The sequence below is a fragment of the Pseudomonas sp. AU11447 genome (genome assembly GCF_001672555.2).
Lineage (GTDB): Bacteria > Pseudomonadota > Gammaproteobacteria > Pseudomonadales > Pseudomonadaceae > Pseudomonas > Pseudomonas nitroreducens.
In genome coordinates this window covers 1-14,056 of sequence record NZ_LZDG02000059.1, presented here as the reverse complement: position 1 = coordinate 14,056, position 14,056 = coordinate 1, and the positions used below count along the sequence as shown (strand labels likewise).

The following is a 14,056-nucleotide window of genomic DNA, read 5'->3' as shown; positions in this document are numbered from 1 at the left end:
GACGCCGAAGGCCGCTACCAAGCCCGCAGCATCGTGCCCAGCGGCTACGGCTGCCCGCCGGACGGCCCGACCCAGGAGCTGCTTAATCAACTGGGCCGCCACGGCCAGCGCCCGGCGCACATCCACTTCTTCATCTCCGCGCCGGGGCATCGCCACCTGACCACGCAGATCAACCTCGCCGGCGACCAGTACCTGTGGGACGACTTCGCCTATGCCACTCGCGATGGGCTGATCGGCGAGGTGCGTTTCGTCGAGGACGCAGCCGCCGCCAAGGCGCGCGGAGTAGAAGGGCGCTTCGCCGAGATCGAGTTCGATTTCCAGCTGCAGCCGGCGGTTTCCGCCGATGCCGAAGACCGCAGCAACCGCCCCCGCGCCTTGCAGCAAGCCTGATTCCCCAACCGCTCCGATCCTGCTGGTAACCCCGCCTACGCAGAGCACTGCAGCAAGCCTGATGCTGAATCTGTAGGAGCGAGCTTGCTCGCGAACCCACGCGGCGCCGGATCAGCCGGGAAACTCAGTTCGCGAGCAAGGACTGGGCGTCCCCCTCGGTCCTACAAAGGACTCCAGTGATTGCCGGCAGAGTTCGATCCTGCTGGTAACCCTGCAGTAGGATGGCGTGAAGCGAAGCTACCCATCAATCCGTGCGCTGGCAGCATGGGTATCGCTGCGCTCCACCCATCCTACATAGAGCGACTCGTTGCGCCTGTGGCCTGCCTCAGCCCCGTCGTTCCCGATGCATCAGCCAGAGGAAGTACGGGCAACCGATGAACGCCGCCAGCAGGCCCGCAGAGACCGGCCAGGGATAGGCGATGTTCCGCCCCAGCCAGTCCGCCACCACCATGATCACGGCTCCGGCCAGCGCGCTCAGCAGCAATTGCGGCGCGGCGCGGCGCACGCCGAGGTGGCGGGCAATGTGCGGGCCGATCAGGCCGACAAAGCTCAGTGGGCCGACGATGATGGTGGCGGTGGCGGTCAACACCGCGGCGGTCAGCAGGATTGCCAGGTGACTCCCGCGCAACCGCAAGCCCAACGCGGTTGCGGTGCCGTTGCCCAGGGTCAGCAGGTCCAGCGGGCGAGCCAGCAGCAGGCTGACACCGATCATCAATGCTCCGACGACCAGGCCGGTGCTCGCGGACGTCACATCCACCTGATAGGTCGAGCCGGTCATCCAGCTCATCATCGCGGTCATGCGCGGGTCACCGCTGGCCAATAGCAACGTGCTCAACGAGTGCAACAGGGTGGTCAGGCACACGCCGGTCAACAGCAGCCGCTCGGCGTTGAACGTCTTGCGCCAGGCGAACCACAGCAGCAGGCCGAGCGTCAGCAGCGCGCCAATACTGGCGGCTGGCACCATGTAGGCCTGCGGCTGCGGCACCACCAGGAACAGCACCAGCACGGCGATGGCTGCGCCGGACGTGGCGCCGAGGACTTCCGGGCTGGCCATGGGGTTGCCGGTCAGGCGCTGCACCAGCAGGCCGGCGACGGCCAGCATGGCGCCGGCGGCGAGCGAGCCGAGTACGCGCGGTACACGCCATTGCGCGATGGCATCGCTGAGCCCGGCGTCGCCCCAGTGCCAGCCGTTGGCGTCCACCGCGAAGTAGATTGCCGGCAGCGTCAGCAAGGCGAGCAGGATGGCCATGCCGATGATCAGCCGCCACGGATGCTCCCGCTGCGGCCTGGCTGGCGCCGGGCGCGGGATGATCCCGCCGCTGCGCTGGCGGCTGAGCAGCCACAGCAGCAGCGGAACGCTGAAAATGCCGGTGAGGATGCCGGCGGGAATTTCCCCGGCGAAGCGCGACAGCTCGCGGGCGATCTGGTCCACCACGCACAGAAGCGCAGCGCCCAGCAGTGGCGCCCAGATCAGCCGTTGCTTCAGCGTGCGGGCACCACACAGGCGGGCAATGGCCGGTGCGGCAAGGCCGACGAAGGCGAGCATACCCACGGCACTGGTCACGAAGGCACTCAGCGCCACGGCCACGGCGAGGCCCAGCACGCGGGTCCGGCGCAGGTTGACGCCGACTGCCGCCGCGCCTTCATCTTCCAGGCCCAGGGCCGCCAGCGGACGCACCATCAGCAGGGCGATGACCATGGCCACCGCCAGGCGCGGGGCGAGGTACAGCACGCCGTCCCAGCCACTCTGGTTCAGCGAGCCGGCCTGCCAGAGCAGCAGGTCGATCAGGTAGTCGTGGTTGAACAGCACCAGCAGCGCGTTGAGCGACACGCAATAGAGGCTGATGACCATGCCGGCGAGGATGAAACGCAGCGGTGACAGCGTGCGGCCCCAGGCAAAGGCGAACAGCAAGGCGGTGGCGAGTGCGGCGCCGGTCAGGGTGACGGCCTCCAGGCCGTGCACCAGCAGCGTCGGGGCGAAGATGGTGGCGGCCGACAGTGCCAGGTTGGCGCCGGCGGAAACGCCCAGCGTCACCGGTTCGGCCAGGGGGTTACGGAGGATCTGCTGGAACAGCGTGCCGGCCAGGGCCAGTGCGGCGCCAGCCATCAGGCTCACCGCCAGGCGCGGGAAGAAGCTGAAGTGCAGCAGCACCTGGCGCACGTCGTCCAGGTCCGGCGACCACAAGGCCTGCCACCAGAGTTCGCGGGGCAGGGCGCCTTGCAGGCCATGGAATACCAGCAGCGCGGCGAGGAGCGCCAGCAGCAGCGTGCAGAGCGCCGGGCCAATCGGCAGGCCGCGGCGTGGTGCGGCGAGTCCGAGGGTCGATTCAGGCATGGGCGACCTCCGTGGCATTGTCCAGGTAAGCGGCGATGCGCTCGGCCAGGTCCAGCACCGAGGCAGCGCCGGCGTAGGGATAGAAGCGCTGCAGCGTCAGCGTGTGCCCCTGGCGCACGGCGGGCAGGTGGGCCCAGAGGTCGTTGGGCTGCCGCAGGCTCTGCAGGCGCGCCGAGGTAGTGGGGATGTCGACGTAGACCAGGTGCGCATCCGGGCGCTCGGCCAGGCGTTCGATGCTGACCATGGCCAGCCCCACCGGGCCGACCGGCCCTTGCCAGGCATTCTCGACGCCGAGGCGGTCGAGCACGTCCTGCACCATGCTGTTCCTGCCGTAGACGGCAGCGTGGCGGCCGTCCTGGTTGAGTACGGCGACGCACACCGGCGGCAGGTTGCGGTTGGCCAGTTCTGCGCGCAGATCGGCCAGGCGCTGTTCGCCAGCGGCGATGTAGTCGGCAGCCACCTGCTCGACGCCGAGTCGCCGCGCCAGGTCGTTCATGAAGTCGGTAGTGGCTTTCCAGGCGCCCTCGCCAGCCGGGTAGATAGCGACCTTTTCAGTCGGCGCAATGCCGTTGAGTCGACGCTGCAAGGTCGGCGTCATCGGGTCGCTGAGGATCAGTTGCGGCTGCAGTTGCTGGATCAGTTCGAGGTTCGGTTCCCAGTACGGGCCCACGTCACGCACGCTGTCGGGCAACGCCATGGTCGGCATGCGCACCCGGTAATAGCGGTCGTCGGAAATCGCCAGGGGCGGCACACCCAGGGTCAGCAGCGTTTCAGCGGCCACCCAGTTGAGTGCGACGATCCGCGTCAGGCGCTCACCGGCGAAAACCGGCAGGCCGCAGGCGCAGGCCAGTCCGCCCAGGGCGAGGCCCTGCAGCAGGTGGCGACGGGTGAGGGACATGCACTACTCCTCGCGTGAAACAACAGGCTTCTGAAACAGCAGGCTCTTGAAGCAACAGGCTCTTGAAACAACAAAGGGCCCCCTGCGAACAGGGAGCCCGGAAGCAGCAGGCGGAACCGGCGCGGGGCCGCTTCCGCCCGTGCCTTACCAGCTGTACTTCACGCTGGTCATGACGGTGCGGCGCAGGCCCGGGTAGCAGGAGATCGGGCTGTCGCAGGTGGCGGCGTATTCCTCGTCCAGCAGGTTCTGCGCGTTCACCGAGAGGGTCACGTTCTTGTTCAGCGGGTAGCTCACGCCGGCGTCGAACAGGGTGTAGTTGTCGACGTGGTAGGTGTTGGCGTTGTTGCCGTACAGCGAGCCGGTGTAGCGCACGCCGCCGCCGATGGAGAGGCCGTCGACCGCGCCTTCGTGGAAGGTGTAGTTCAGCCAGCCGTTGGCCATGTGCTCGGGCACGTTGGCCGGGCGATTGCCCTCGTTGCCGTCGTTGCTGCTGGTGATCTTGGCCTTGGTGTAGGTGTAGGAGGCCAGCAGGTCCCAGTTCTGATCCAGCTTGGCCTTCAGCTCGGCCTCGATGCCGCGCGAACGCTGCTCGCCGGTCGGCTCGCTGAAGCCGGTCGGCACGCCGTTGGCGTTGAGCTGGGTGGTAAGGATGTTTTCCTTGGTCAGCTCGTAGGCGGCCAGGGTGATCAGCAGGGTTTCGTCCGGCTGGAACTTCACGCCCGCTTCGTACTGGTGGGCTTCGCTGGCCTTGAAAGCGCCACCGTCGGCGGTGATGCCGGTGTTGGGTACGAAGGACTCCGAGTAGCTGACGTAGGGCGCCAGGCCGAAATCGGTCAGGTAGGTCAGGCCGACGCGGCCGGTGAAGGCGTTGTCCTTCTGCATGGTGTGCGCGCTGGTATGGCTGTCGAGGTCGTTGCGCACGTAGTCGTAGCGGCCGCCGGCGGTGAGGATCCAGTGGTCGTCGAACTTGACCTGGTCCTGGATGTAGCCGCCCACCTGCTGGATGGTCTGGTCGTAGTTGATGGCCTGGCCGGGGAGGGTGGTGTCCTTGGTCGGGCGCTGCACGCTCTGGCCGTACTGCGGGTTGTCCAGGTTCAGCGACGGGCCCAGGGTGCGCCAGCGAGCGATGTCGGCGTCCTGCCAGCTGTAGTCGACGCCCATCAACAGCGTGTGCTTGAACGCGCCGGTGTCGAAGTTGGCCTGGAACTGGTTATCCAGGTTGAAGGTGTCCATGTGCTGATCGAAACGGTCAGCGGTACGGATGATGTTGCGGCCGACCTGCAGTTGCGGCAGCAGGTTGGCGAACACCAGGTCGACCTGGCCGTAGCGGGCGTTCTGGCGGAATTCCCAGGTGTCGTTCAGGCGGTGGCGAAACTCGTAGCCCAGGGTGTACTGGTCCTGGCTGAAGTGGTTGTAGCTGTGATCGCCGAGCAGGGTGCCGGTGGGGTGGCCGTTGACGCTGTAGTCGAAGATCGAGCCGGAGTTGCGGTCACGCAGGAAGTCAGTGAGCACGGTCAGGCTGGTGTCTTCGTCCGGCGCCCAGGTGAAGGACGGGGCGATGTAGTAGCGGTCGTCCTCGACCTCGTGGCCGTCGTCGTATTCGGCCTGGGTGTTGGCATCGCGGGCCAGGCCCACCACGCGGTAGAGGAACTGGTTCTGGTCGTCCAGCGCGCCGCCCAGGTCGAACTGGCCCTGCTTGCGGTCATGGTTGCCGCCGGTCAGTTCCACTTCGTTGATGTGGTTGGCGGTGGGCTTCTTGCTCACGCGGTTGACGATGCCGCCGGCATCACCCATGCCGAACAGGCTGGAAGACGGGCCACGGACCACGTCGATGCGCTCGAAGGCATAGGGTTCGCTGCGAAAGAACGCGTAGCTGTTGTTCTGCTGACGCAGGCCGTTGAGGTAGTCACTGGTGGCCTGGGCATTGAAGCCGCGGATGTACATCCAGTCGAAGCCCTTGGGGTCAAGGCCATAGGCTTCCACCTTGACGCCGGGCACGTAGCGCAACGCCTCGGTCACGGTCTGGGCGCCCTGGGCGTCCATCTGCTTGCGGGTGATCACCGAGATCGACTGGGGGATTTCCAGCAGCGGGGTGTCGGTCTTGCTGCCGCTGTTGGAGGTGCGCGGCACATAGCTGTCTTCACCTTCGATGGCGCCGGTGATGACCTGGGCGGACATGTTCAGGGTGTCGCCGCTGGCGGAGTCGGCGCCCAGCAGGGTCACGCGGCTGCCTTCGACCTGGTACTTGATGCCGGTGCCTTGCAGCAGGCGCTCCAGCGCCGCGGTGGGCTCCATCTCGCCGCGCACACCGGGGGCGCGCAGGTTCTGCACCTGGGTCTGGTTGAAGACGATCTGCAGGTTCGACTGCGCGCCCAGGCTGGTCAGGGCGGAAGCCAGCGACTGGGCCGGGATATCGATGCGGACCGGCGCAGCCTCTACGGCGGTGGCGGTCAGAACCATGCCCAGGGCGGTGGCGCGGACCAGGCGGGCCAGGGGCTTCACCGGGTGCCGGGATTGCAGCGCATTGCGGGTGCGACTCACTTGTTAGCTCCTATGATCTTGTCAGTGCGATCTTGTAATGCAGTTTCTAATAAGAATGATTCAGCTTTATGTGACGCGCCGGTTGGAAAAAACCGGAAAATTCCGTTCGATCTTTTTTTGTTGTTCAACGACGACCGGGTGAAAGGGCGGCCGTCCGGGCTGCCCGACAGTCAGTGCAGCGCCACGCCGGAAGGGCCGGGCGGGGTCGCAGTGCGGTGGTCCTCGATCTCCACGATCTGCCCGGCACGCATGCGCAGCAGGCGGTCGGCGACGTCGAAATAACGGTCATCGTGGGAGATCACGATCAGCGTCTTGCCCTGGGCACGCAGCTCGGGCAGCAGCTCGGTGTAGAAGATGCGGCGGAATTCAGGGTCCTGGTCCGCGGCCCATTCGTCGAACACCAGCACCGGGCGCTTCTCCAGCCACGCCTGCACCAGCGCCAGGCGCTTGCGTTGGCCGGTGGACAGGTCGGTCGTCGAGAACTCCTGGCCCTGCAGGCTGACCTTGTGGGCGATTTCCAGGCGCTCCAGGTAGCGGCCGGCCTCGGCCGGGATGTCCTGGCTGCCCTTGAGCAGGTCCTCGAAGAGGAAGTAGTCGGCGAAGATGGTGGTGAACAGCTGGCGGTAGTCGTCGCGGCCGCTATCGCCGACCGCTTCGCCATTGAGCAGCAGTTCGCCGTCACGCGGGACGTAGAGGCCGAGCAGCAGCTTGATCATCGTCGTCTTGCCGCAGCCGTTCTCGCCGGCGATGAAGAGGATTTCCCCGCGATTCACCTTCAGGTTCAGCGGGCCGACGCCGAAGCCACGGGTGCCGTCGTCGGTGGGGTAGTGGTAGGCCAGGTCGCGCAGCTCGATGGACTGGAACTCCAGCGGCTGTCGGCCATCGTCGGCCAGCAGCAGGTTCGGCTCCGGCGAGGAAAAGCGCACTGACAGTTCGGCGATGCGGCGGAAGGCGACCTGCGCGCGGGTCACCACCGGCAGTTGGCCGATCAGACCCTCCAGCGGGCCCTTCATATACAGCAGCACCAGGATGAAGCCGGACAGCGTCGCCTGGTCGGTACTCGGCCACAGCGACTGGTACGCCAGCGCCACGCCGATGACGATGAAGAACAGCGTGGAACCGAAGCCCTTGGCGACGTTGAACAGGTTGATCGAGCGCAGTTGGATGTCGCAGATTTCGTCGGCGGTGCCCTGCAGGCGCTCGCTGTAATGCTGGAAGCGGCGCGGGCGGCTGATGCGCAGCTCCTTGGCGCCCTCGGCGATGGCGCGGTAGTGTTTCTGCAGCTCGTCTTCCTTGTCGCGGGCCTCGAAGAAGCCCTTGATGCCCTTGGCCCGCGCGACGTACTGCACGGCGCTGCCGACGACGATGGCGATGGCGGTGGCGAGGAACATCGGCGGCGACAGCCAGGCCAGGTAGCCCAGGCAGCCCAGTGTGGTGGTCAGGGCGACGGCCAGCGGCGCGAAGGCGAAGGCGAAGTCGCTGATGGTGTCGATGTCGTGGGTCAGCACCGGAATCAGACGGTGACTGCGGTAGCGCTCGATCTGCTCGATGGGCGCGGAAATGATCTTGCTGCCCAGGTCCTTGCGTAGCCGTGCGATCACGTGCTGGCCGACGTAGTTGGTGCCCATGTCGGAAATGATCGAGCCCAGCAGCGCCAGTACGCACAGCCCGGCGAAACCCAGCAGCAGGCCGGCGGGCATGCCGCCCTGGGAGTGCAGGCTGTAGTTGATGGTGGCGAGCAGCGCGGTGATGGCCGAGCCACCCAGAATCCCCAGCAGGGTGGCTGCAGTCAGCGGCAGCCAGTGCGGCCGCAGCAGTTTGAGCATTTCGCGCAAGGCGCTTGGAGCGGGAGTTGGCATCGTCTTTTCCTGGCCCCGGCCTACCAGAGGGCAGGCCGCACAACGGGACGAGACGGCGCGCGAATCAGGAGATCATCGGCAAATCCGAATCGTTCCTATCAAGACGAATGAGCCAGGAGAAAACTGAAGAGAATTTGCGAAACTTTCGCAAATAGGCAGGGCGCGTGTGGGTGGGGCGCCTGGTTGCGGCCCCTTTGTAAGAGCGGGCGCCAGGTGCCGGCACCTGCGGATTCCGTCGCATTGGAGTTCGCGAGCAAAGTCGCTCCTACAGTTGCACGCTTCGCCCACGGATAGCGATGCGCCAGCCATGTTCTGCCCGGACCTTGGGGGCTTTTTGTAGGAGCGAGCTTGCTCGCGAACCCGCACGGCACGCCGCTACCCGGCATGCCCGCGTGGCGAGTATCAGAGCTGAACGTAGCGGCTGGCGAGAACCGTACGGCCCTGGTTGTCCTTGCGCAGCTCCAGCGGCAGGACCTTGGGCAGCGAATCCACCAGCGCCTGCAAGTCGTCCGTGCGGTAGATGCCGCCGATGCGCATGGCCGCGACCGTGGCGTCGTCGAGGAACACCGGCTGCTTGAGATAGCGATTGATCAGCGGGATGGCGGCCTGGAGCGTCAGGTCGTCGATCACCAGCTTGCCTTCGGTCCAGGCGATGGCTCCGGCCGGGGCTACCTGGGCCAGTTCGATGCGCTCGCTGCCCTTCAGGTAGCGGGCCTGCATGCCGGGTGTGAGTTGCGCACTGTTGCCGTCGACGCTGTCGGGAGGGCTGACCACCACCGAGCCTTCGAGCAGGGTGACCAGCATCTGGCGGGAGTCGGTCCAGACGTTGAAGCGGGTGCCGGTGACCCGCACGCTGCCGTTGTCGGTCCACACCGAGAAGGGCTGCAACGTGTCGTGGGCGACCTGGAAGTAGGCCTCGCCGCCGCTTTTCAGCCAGGCGCTGCGGCGGTCGCGGAAGTCGGCGAAGACCAGTTGCGAATTGCTGTTGAGCTCGACTTTCGAGCCGTCGGCCAGTTCGACCAGGCGCGGCGCGGGTTGCGCAGCGTAATAGCCGACCCGCGAGGGCAGCAGCCCGGCGGACCAGCCCGCCGACCAGACGGCGCCGATGGCGACCAGCAGTCCGGCGGCCATGGCAGCAATGCGCCTGCCGTTGCGCGGACGACGCTGGCTGCGTGCGCGATGGGGTGCCGGGCTGACGACGAGGTTCGGCTGGACCTGCGGAGTGGGCGGCAGCAGTTCCGAGAGCTGCCAGATCTCCAGCATCGCCTGGTACTCCTCCTCGTGTCGCGGGTCGACTTCGAGCCACTGCGCAAAATCGGCGCGCTCGGCATCGCTGCACTCGGCATCGTGCAGACGCGCGCACCAGTGCGCGGCTTCGGCGCTGATGCGGTCATCGTCGAACGGGGCGGGGGAGCTGGTCATCAGGGATCTCGGTGAGGCCGTTTGCGGCCGATATCACACTTTCTTTTCGTGTTGATGCGAGTGATTATAAATAAGCCTGACTCGGACTGTCAGCAGGCGCCTGCAGCCTCGACTGTTTTTCATAGGATGCCCGACGGGGTGGAAAGCGCGTTCATCCGGTATTACAAGGAACTGGTCCTGTACCTCAATCGCAGCCTCGGCGACCGCCAGGCGGCTGCCGATGTGACGCAGGAGGCGTTCCTGCGCCTGCTCGACCGCAAGGGTGACGAGCATATCGAACAACCCCGCGCATTTCTCTATCGCACGGCGGTGAACCTCAGTATCGACCTGCACCGGCGCGGGCGCGTGCGCCGCACCGAAGAGCTGGAAACCCTCGATCGCGAAGGCTGCCTCGACGAGCGCTGCCCGCAGGAAGAGGCCAGCCGGCAGCAGCAGTTGCAGTTGCTCCAGCGCGCCCTTGGCGAGCTGCCCGAAAACTGTCGCCGCGCATTCCTGCTGCGCAAGGTCGAAGGCTGCAGCCATGTCGAGATTGCCGAAACCATGGGCATTTCCCGCGACATGGTGGAGAAGCACATCGTCAACGCGATGAAGCATTGCCGGCTGCGGCTAAGGGCCTGGGGCGGGCAGGGTTAGTCCTGTCATCTCTGGTTCGCGGGCAAGGACTGGGCGTCCCTCTCGGTCCTGCAAAGAGCGCGCGAACCCCGCCTGTAGGAGCGAGCTTGCTCGCGAGCCGCACCGCGCCAATCGCAATTACATACACAGACGTATGGCCTGCGCCGACAATTAATTTCTGCGTGCCCGCACGCAGATTCCTGGTGCCACTCAGCTCTTCGTCATTCTGAAATTTTCATGACTTAGTGAGAATCATTCTAAATTTCCCGAAGCCTGTCTCGTCTCTCCAGATAACGCGCTATCGACAGCGCAAATCATGGGCGACACGCAGGATTGAGTGCCGGCCGCCAAGCGGCGGGGCACTCCTGGCAGGGCCGAGCAGTAGGCCACCGGTTCCCGCGTCGTCATGCCCCACGGCCATCGCGACACAGGACATTGGCACCATGACTCAGATGATCACCCCGACCTACGACGTGCTCGGCATCGGTTTCGGCCCCTCCAACCTGGCGCTGGCGATCGCCCTGCAGGAGCAGGCGCGACGCGAGGGCCGCCATTACCACGCCCTGTTCCTCGACAAGCAGGCGGACTACCGCTGGCACGGCAACACCCTGGTGGCGCAGAGCGAGCTGCAGATTTCCTTCCTCAAGGACCTGGTGACCCTGCGCAATCCCACCAGCCCGTACAGCTTCGTCAATTACCTGCATGCGATGGGGCGGCTGATCGACTTCACCAACCTGGGCACCTTCTACCCGTGCCGCATGGAGTACAACGACTACCTGCGCTGGGTCAGCGACCAGTTCGCCGAGCAGCGCGTCTGCGGCGAGACAGTCAGCCGCGTGGAGCCGGTGCAGGGCCCGGACGGCATCGAGCTGGTCAAGGTGCTGTCCACCGATGCCCGCGGCCATGAGCGTTTCCGCCTGGCCCGCAGCGTGGTGGTTAGCACCGGTGGCACGCCGCGCTTCCCGTCCGCCTTCAGCCACCTGCGTGACGACCCACGCGTGTTCCACCACGCCCGTTACCTGGAGTGCATGGCCAAGCAGCGCTGCAACCAGAACGAGCCGATGCGCATCGCGGTGATCGGCGGTGGCCAGAGCGCGGCGGAAGCCTTCATTGACCTGAACGACAGCTTCCCCTCGGTGCAGGTCGACATGGTCCTGCGCGCGGCCGTGCTCAAACCGGCCGACGACAGCCCCTTCGTCAACGAAATCTTCGCCCCGCGCTACACCGACCTGGTGTTCAACGAGCCCAAGGCCGAGCGCGAGAAGCTGATCCAGGAATTCCACAACACCAACTACTCGGTGGTCGACCTGGACCTGATCGAGCGCATCTACGGCATCTTCTACCGCCAGAAGGTGGCGGGCGTGGATCGCCACGCCTTCCTTTGCCGCCGCAACGTCGAAGCCGCCAAGGCCGACGCCGATGGTATCGAGCTGACCCTGCGCGACAGCGCCACCGGCGCCGTGGAAACCCATCGCTACGACGCGGTGATCCTCGCCACCGGCTATGAGCGCAAATCGCACCGCGAGCTGCTTGCACCGCTGCAGGACTACCTGGGCGACTTCGAAGTGGGTCGCGACTACCGCGTGCTGGCCGACGAGCGCCTGCACGCCGGCATCTACCTGCAGGGTTTCACCCAGGACAGCCACGGCCTGAGCGACACCTTGCTGTCGGTGCTGCCGATGCGCGCCGAGGAAATCGCCGCCTCGATGTTCGAGCACCTGCCGCCGCAGGAATCGGCACACAAGCCCTCGCGTCCACTGACGGCCGAAAGCGCCTGAAGCCAACGGCCCGGAGATTTCTTCCGGGCCGACTAAATTCCTGCCGACCCTGCTCGTCATACGAGCGGGGTCGTTGCATTCACGAAAGGTTATCCATCATGACGCCCACTTTTTCCCTGCCGCTGCCCGATGGCCGCCAACTGTCCGCCGACCGCGGTGCCACAGGCCTGACCTTGCTGCTCGATGGCGAGCCGCTGCTGACTGCGCAACGCGAGGGCGAGTGCTGGCAGCTCAACGGGGCCGTCACCCGCGATGCCCTGTGGGCCCTGGCCTACTGGAGCTTTGCCGGCGACGCGCAGTGTGAGCGCGTGCAGTTCGCTGTCGCCAACGTACCCGCCGAGGCCCTGGAGCAAGGCCTGGTGAGCCGTGATGAAGTCGGCGGGCGCCTGCAGGTCGAGCGCGGGGCCTTCTGGCAGCTAGGGGCTGCCTGGCACAAGGGTATCGCCAGTGCCGATTACCCGCAGGTCTATCGCATCAGCAGCGGCCGCCGTCATCCGCTGCGCGCGCCCAAGCCGCAGGGTGAGGTCTATCGCCGCTTCGATGCAAAGTTGGGCCAATGGATTTCCCTGCGCACCCTGGACATCGAGCTGGACCTGGAACGCTTCAACCGCTGGCAGAACAGCCCGCGCGTGCTGGAGTTCTGGCAGGAGGGCGGCACCCTGGAGCAGCACCGCGCCTACCTGGAGAAAGCCGCTGCCGACCCGCACACCACCACCCTGATCGGCTGCATCGACGACGAGCCCTTCGCCTACTACGAAGCCTACTGGGCCAAGGAAGACCGCATCGCGCCGTTCTACGACGTGGGCGACTACGACCGCGGCATCCACATGCTGGTGGGCGAGGAATCCCATCGCGGGCCGCACAAGGTGGAAAGCTGGATGACCGCCCTGGTGCACTACCTGCTCCTGGACGACCCGCGCACCCAGCGCATCGTCGCCGAGCCGCGCGCCGACAACGCGAAGATGATCGGCCATATGCAGCGACTGGGCTTCTGGCGCGAGAAGGAATTCAACTTCCCGCACAAGCGCGCCGCGCTGATGGTGCAGAGCCGGGAAACCTTCTTCGAACGTTGTGCCCTGTGCTGACAGCGCTGCTCTGCCGGATCGAGGGCCGCGCGACCGAGGGCTGCCGGTGATCGCAGCCCTGGCGCCGCTGTATTTCGGCGAGTTCGCCAGTTACCGCGAGGTGCTGGTGACCAGCGACGATCCTCGTCCCTCGATACCGGTCCGCACGCTGCTCGAACGCGAGAGGCTCGACAGCGTGCTGCGCCGCTTCGACCCGCCCCACGCCGATGGCGATCGCCGCGCTCTGGCCTCGCAGTGGTCCAAGTGGTACCTGGTGCGGATCATCCCGCCGGCCGTTGCCGCCGCGCTGGTGCTCGGCCGCACACTGCCGCTGGACTTCGACGACGTGGAAGTGGTGCTGGATGCCCAGGGCATTCCCGAGGCTTTCAAGTTGCCGGGGGAGGGTGGGCCGTTCGCGGCGCCGCCGGGCGACCCATTCCAGCGCTTCGCCCATCTGCTGGAAGGTCACCTGCAACCCTTCGTGCAGCGCCTCGCCGCCGAGGTGCGCCTGTCGCCCAGGGTGCTGTGGAGCAATGCCGGGAATTACTTCGAGTGGTTCATCGGCGAGATGGGCAAGCTGCCGCCGCTGGCACCGATGCTGAGGCATGGTCGCGAGCTGCTGGAGACCGAGCGCCGGCCGGATGGCACGCGCAATCCGCTGTTCAAGCCGATCCAGTATGTCGAGGTGTCCTGCGCACAGCGCCCCGACGGGCTCTGGCGGCAGCGGCGGACCTGCTGCATTCGCTATCGGCTGGGGGAGATGGGCAATTGCGATAATTGCCCGTTGATCGACGAGCCGCCGGTTGAAGTGAGCGATCGGTAGGGCGCATACCGCGTCAGCGTTATCCGCCATCCGGGATCCGGCGGATAACCTGTTCCAGGTTATCCGCCCTACGGTGTTGCACGCGCAGCTGTGGTTTTGGTCTTGAGTACTTCCAGAGAAACATCCGAATGCTCCGGAATGCCCCTTTCAGGAGGCCTCATTGAATTGGAGTTTCAGGGGTTGAGCGGCATGGATGCCGCGAGAGCCACGATGGGCCAGGGATGGCCCGTCGTGGCGTGCCCCTGAAACTTCGATTCAATGAGGGAATTTTTCGCCTRAGCGAAAAACCGGATGTCCGGGGCAAGACTTTTTGGTTCATTTTGGGCGTTTGCCA

The 14,056-nt window shown here is 65.9% G+C and carries 9 protein-coding genes and 1 pseudogene; 5 read left to right on the top strand and 5 right to left on the bottom strand.

From position 1 onward, the window contains the following. A pseudogene (locus A6723_RS22620) lies at window positions 1-390 on the top strand (catechol 1,2-dioxygenase); the annotation flags it as partial. 325 nt (window positions 391-715) lie between these two features. Here A6723_RS22620 and fhuB read toward each other — a convergent pair. The 5 genes from fhuB to A6723_RS22595 form a co-directional block, all read right to left on the bottom strand. Beyond that, a complete protein-coding gene (fhuB, locus tag A6723_RS22615; protein ID WP_054906926.1) occupies window positions 716-2,725 on the bottom strand; it encodes a Fe(3+)-hydroxamate ABC transporter permease FhuB in 2,010 nt (669 codons plus the stop codon). After that, a complete protein-coding gene (locus A6723_RS22610; RefSeq protein ID WP_054906925.1) occupies window positions 2,718-3,623 on the bottom strand; it encodes an ABC transporter substrate-binding protein in 906 nt (301 codons plus the stop codon). The genes fhuB and A6723_RS22610 overlap by 8 nt, the downstream gene beginning before the upstream one ends. A gap of 144 nt (window positions 3,624-3,767) precedes the next feature. Continuing rightward, entirely contained in the window at window positions 3,768-6,164 is a 2,397-nt protein-coding gene (locus A6723_RS22605) for a TonB-dependent siderophore receptor (protein ID WP_054906924.1), read from the bottom strand. 170 nt (window positions 6,165-6,334) lie between these two features. After that, window positions 6,335-8,023 (bottom strand): cyclic peptide export ABC transporter, encoded by a 1,689-nt coding sequence (locus tag A6723_RS22600; protein ID WP_054906923.1) that lies wholly within the window; start codon window positions 8,021-8,023, stop codon window positions 6,335-6,337. A gap of 402 nt (window positions 8,024-8,425) precedes the next feature. After that, complete coding sequence (locus A6723_RS22595) at window positions 8,426-9,445, bottom strand: FecR family protein (protein ID WP_054906922.1); 1,020 nt, start codon at window positions 9,443-9,445, stop codon at window positions 8,426-8,428. Window positions 9,446-9,571: 126 nt separating this feature from the next. Between A6723_RS22595 and A6723_RS22590 the strand changes: the two genes are divergently transcribed. The 4 genes from A6723_RS22590 to fhuF all read left to right on the top strand — a co-directional run bounded on the left by A6723_RS22590 (window position 9,572) and on the right by fhuF (window position 13,722). Next, on the top strand, window positions 9,572-10,078 hold the full coding sequence (locus A6723_RS22590) for a sigma-70 family RNA polymerase sigma factor (RefSeq protein WP_054906921.1): 507 nt from the start codon (window positions 9,572-9,574) through the stop codon (window positions 10,076-10,078). Between the two features lie 422 nt (window positions 10,079-10,500). Continuing rightward, window positions 10,501-11,835 (top strand): lysine N(6)-hydroxylase/L-ornithine N(5)-oxygenase family protein, encoded by a 1,335-nt coding sequence (locus A6723_RS22585; RefSeq protein WP_054906920.1) that lies wholly within the window; start codon window positions 10,501-10,503, stop codon window positions 11,833-11,835. A 98-nt stretch (window positions 11,836-11,933) separates the two neighbouring features. After that, window positions 11,934-12,920, top strand: a complete 987-nt coding sequence (locus A6723_RS22580; RefSeq protein WP_054906919.1) for a GNAT family N-acetyltransferase — start codon at window positions 11,934-11,936, stop codon at window positions 12,918-12,920. Between the two features lie 46 nt (window positions 12,921-12,966). Beyond that, complete coding sequence (gene fhuF / locus A6723_RS22575; RefSeq protein ID WP_054906918.1) at window positions 12,967-13,722, top strand: siderophore-iron reductase FhuF; 756 nt, start codon at window positions 12,967-12,969, stop codon at window positions 13,720-13,722. Window positions 13,723-14,056: the final 334 nt, after the last annotated feature.

Coding starts and splice junctions, on each gene's coding strand:
- A6723_RS22585 (WP_054906920.1), top strand. CDS start 10,501: ATGACTCAGATGATCACCCCGACCTACGACGTGCTCGGCATCGGTTTC.
- A6723_RS22580 (WP_054906919.1), top strand. CDS start 11,934: ATGACGCCCACTTTTTCCCTGCCGCTGCCCGATGGCCGCCAACTGTCC.
- A6723_RS22595 (WP_054906922.1), bottom strand. CDS start 9,445: ATGACCAGCTCCCCCGCCCCGTTCGACGATGACCGCATCAGCGCCGAA.
- A6723_RS22610 (WP_054906925.1), bottom strand. CDS start 3,623: ATGTCCCTCACCCGTCGCCACCTGCTGCAGGGCCTCGCCCTGGGCGGA.
- A6723_RS22600 (WP_054906923.1), bottom strand. CDS start 8,023: ATGCCAACTCCCGCTCCAAGCGCCTTGCGCGAAATGCTCAAACTGCTG.
- A6723_RS22590 (WP_054906921.1), top strand. CDS start 9,572: ATGCCCGACGGGGTGGAAAGCGCGTTCATCCGGTATTACAAGGAACTG.
- fhuB (WP_054906926.1), bottom strand. CDS start 2,725: ATGCCTGAATCGACCCTCGGACTCGCCGCACCACGCCGCGGCCTGCCG.